Origin of the sequence: uncultured Porphyromonas sp., from assembly GCF_947254915.1 — a bacterium.
In the GTDB taxonomy this organism is placed as follows: Bacteria; Bacteroidota; Bacteroidia; order Bacteroidales; family Porphyromonadaceae; genus Porphyromonas.
In genome coordinates, this window is sequence record NZ_CAMYEZ010000162.1 from 1 (window position 1) to 3,072 (window position 3,072).

Annotated in this window: 4 protein-coding genes; 2 read left to right on the forward strand and 2 right to left on the reverse strand. The window is 50.5% G+C overall.

All coding sequences use genetic code 11. The annotated features are described in order from the left end of the window. The first annotated feature begins 208 nt into the window (after nt 1–208). Nucleotides 209–409, forward strand: a complete 201-nt coding sequence (locus tag Q0X57_RS07985; RefSeq protein WP_297729935.1) for a hypothetical protein — start codon at nt 209–211, stop codon at nt 407–409. Next, complete coding sequence (rhuM, locus tag Q0X57_RS07990; RefSeq protein ID WP_039865759.1) at nt 406–1,416, forward strand: RhuM family protein; 1,011 nt, start codon at nt 406–408, stop codon at nt 1,414–1,416. Before Q0X57_RS07985 ends, rhuM begins: the two co-directional genes overlap by 4 nt. Before the next feature lie 112 nt (nt 1,417–1,528). Here the strand turns inward: rhuM and Q0X57_RS07995 are convergent, their stop codons facing one another. After that, on the reverse strand, nt 1,529–2,260 hold the full coding sequence (locus Q0X57_RS07995) for a recombination protein O N-terminal domain-containing protein (protein ID WP_297729936.1): 732 nt from the start codon (nt 2,258–2,260) through the stop codon (nt 1,529–1,531). After that, nucleotides 2,257–2,985: a YjjG family noncanonical pyrimidine nucleotidase gene (locus Q0X57_RS08000; RefSeq protein WP_297729938.1), complete on the reverse strand. Its 729-nt coding sequence runs from the start codon at nt 2,983–2,985 to the stop codon at nt 2,257–2,259. Before Q0X57_RS08000 ends, Q0X57_RS07995 begins: the two co-directional genes overlap by 4 nt. Between the last annotated feature and the right edge of the window lie 87 nt (nt 2,986–3,072).

The window sequence follows — 3,072 nt, forward strand, 5'->3', positions numbered from 1 at the left end:
CGGAACTTCTGCACAAATCCACGCTTTCTGCACTTTACCTCGCAGTGCAAACCACTGAGATATCGTGCGAACCGCTCTCATTTCCATCTACTTACCCGCAATCCTCTCCCTAATGCCCTTCCCCCTAATAGTTCCCCTACTGGAACTGGAGAGTTCCTCCATTGGGACTAAAAAGTTCCAAGAGGGGAACTGTTTTTGGAACTCGTATATGCTAAGGAATCAGCACGATACGAATAGCGCTAACGAGTGCTCCGCCTTGACGATGCACGGATTTCTCAAAACTAAGATGAGCGTGGGCGTAGCGGATATGTGGGCTGATTTGCGTAGCTTTGTGCAGGAGGTTTTGAGGCTACAAGCCTTCTTCCAGCAGTGGCACATGAATGCAACTATGACCCAGCAAGAGCTATGAGCAAAAGCAAAGCAGATCAAATGCTCATCTATCAGTCGATAGATGGCAAGATAAAGGTTGATGTACAATTTAATCAAGACACTGTATGGCTGTCTCTAGACCAGATGGCTACCCTATTCGGACGAAATAAGTCTACCATCTCTCGACATATCAAAAACATCTTTGAGGAGGGCGAGCTGTCTAGTAATTCAGTTGTTGCAAAATTTGCAACAACTGCTTCTGATGGAAAAGAATATCAGATTGACTACTACAATCTTGACGTCATCATATCGGTAGGATACCGAGTGAAGTCACTACAGGGTACGCAGTTCCGTATCTGGGCGACTCAACAGCTGAGAGAGTACCTAACCAAGGGCTTTGCTCTCGATGATGAGCGACTGAAGAGGGGCTCTGCATACAACTACTTCAAAGAGCTACTCGACAGGATTCGTGAGATACGTCTGTCTGAAAGGCTCTTCTATCAGCAAATCAAGGATATCTACGCAACCAGCATAGATTACAATCCCTCAGATGAGATGACTATCGCTTTTTACAAAGAGGTGCAGAACAAGCTACTTTGGGCTGTCAGTGGTAAGACAGCTGCCGAACTAATCTACTATCGATCCAATGCTGCACTACCTATGATGGGGCTCACCTCTACGGAGCTAGAGGGTAAAGTCAGAAAGAGAGACATCACAATAGGTAAGAACTACCTCAATGAGCAAGAGATCAAGCAACTGAAGCTTATCGTAGAGCAATTCCTCGCCTATGCCGAGGCGCAAGCACAGGCTGAAAAACCGATGTATATGCGAGACTGGATACAGAAGCTACGCCTCGTGCTGACGATGAATGACAAAAACATACTAGAACACGCTGGAGCCATATCTCATGAGATGGCCGTACGAAAAGCTTCCAAAGAGCTACAAGCATACAATGCCCACCAGCGAGAGATGGAGCATCTGGAGAGTATCAAGGAGCTTGACTACGACATTAAGTGTATGTCTCGTTTGAGCCATAAAGAGGAATAGGAAATTTGCCCTACTATAACTATTGGTTTGAAAAGCCTTAGCTTGCTTGTAGAGACTCTGGTGGACAGGCATATGAGATAAGTTAAGGGCAACTCGCCCCCTCTTCCACAGCTTAGGGTGGCGGCATGATATGCTTGATCCGAAAAGAGGGCGAGTGGAGCTCGGTGAAGTGGAGCAGTAGTCTGCGCAGAGTCTCGTACTCTGCGGTTGTAAAGCTATTCGGTGCAAAGTGCTCTAGATCATATCGTAGGAGTCTCGGCAAAGTGCTCTGGAGCTCTGGCGTTAGCGGTACAGCGTAGTCGGTTCGGAGCGGGAGTATCGTCCATTGCTCGAGGTCTAGCCAGTGTGTCCTGTAGCTTTCAGAGTCCAGGCTTCGCATCTCTAGCCCCTCGGGGAGGTACCCTTTGGCACGCAGTATGGAGACAAGCAGGGCTAGGTCAAAGCCTTGTAACTCCTCAAGGCTCTCGATGCGGTCTAGCTGGTCTAGGGCTTGCACTACTATATTATATAGACGTAGATCCTCTGGCTCCTGAGCGAGTAGCTCTCGGAGGAGCTGAGCGAGATAGAGGAAGTAACCGCTGGCGGCTGGGCGCTGGGCTAAGGGAAGTGCGCCACGGACGAGCTGTACCTGACGGATGAGCTTGACGGGCTGACTGGCGGGTGAAGGGGTCGTAAGCTGCAGACCTCGTAGCGGTTGGAAGAGATTGCTCGTTGCTCTGCTCCTGCCACCGATAGGCACGGAGAAGGCTGCAGCCCCCCACAGGTCTGTGTAGAGCGTAGCTATGAGTGAGCGGTCTGAGTATGGGATGACACGCAGCACGACCCCCTCTACCGTGGTAATCATAGGCGTGGCGCGGTACTCGGTGTGAGCAGGGGCAGTAGCTCCCGCAGGTCTCTGATCTCAATGACTGAGTGGCGCTGCTGGTCATAAGTGGGCATCGGGACTTGCCATAGGTTGTACCAGACGGAGTCAATGCCACTATTGAGCGCACAGAGGATGTCGCTCGGCCAACTGTCACCGATGACGAGCGCTTCCTGACGACTACACCCTACGGCCTTCAAGGCGTAGTCTAGAAACTCAGGCGCAGGCTTAGGCACACCGACATGGTCGACCAAGACCACTTTGTCGATGTAGGGTGCCAAACCAGAGCCGTTGATCTTGCCGTACTGCGTCTCTTCAAATCCATTGCTCACGATGACAATCGTGTAGCTACGGTGTAACTCTGCGAGCACCTCTAAGGCATGCGGTATGAGTGCCGTCTGTTGCTGCACGTAGTTGATGAAGCGCTGATTGAGCTCCATAACTTGCGGGTCGCTCCACGAGACGAGCCCCCGGAGTGGATAGCGCAGACGGTCTAGGAGTAGCTGATCCTTACTGATATACCCCTTACGATAGTCGTCCCAGAGCTGCTCCTGATGGGGAAAGTAGACGGCGAAGTAGTCTTCGAAGGTAGCGTAATAAGCTCCCCACTCCTCCTCATCGTAGAGTCTGTGTAGGCTCGCCTTATTATTGTCAAAGGTAGCCCAGAGCGTGTCATCAAGGTCGAAGAGTAGTGCTTTGTACTTCATTGTTTTTGCAGGCAAGGTAGAGATCAGTCTTATAATCGAGTAGGTCAGGAAACGAAAGTTTTCTGACCTACTTTCGTTTCCTTCCCT

What these genes read in the sequence shown, in the direction of transcription:
- Q0X57_RS08000 (WP_297729938.1), bottom strand. Translation starts at nt 2,985, where the DNA reads ATGAAGTACAAAGCACTACTCTTCGACCTTGATGACACGCTCTGGGCT.
- rhuM (WP_039865759.1), top strand. Translation starts at nt 406, where the DNA reads ATGAGCAAAAGCAAAGCAGATCAAATGCTCATCTATCAGTCGATAGAT.
- Q0X57_RS07985 (WP_297729935.1), top strand. Translation starts at nt 209, where the DNA reads ATGCTAAGGAATCAGCACGATACGAATAGCGCTAACGAGTGCTCCGCC.
- Q0X57_RS07995 (WP_297729936.1), bottom strand. Translation starts at nt 2,260, where the DNA reads ATGATTACCACGGTAGAGGGGGTCGTGCTGCGTGTCATCCCATACTCA.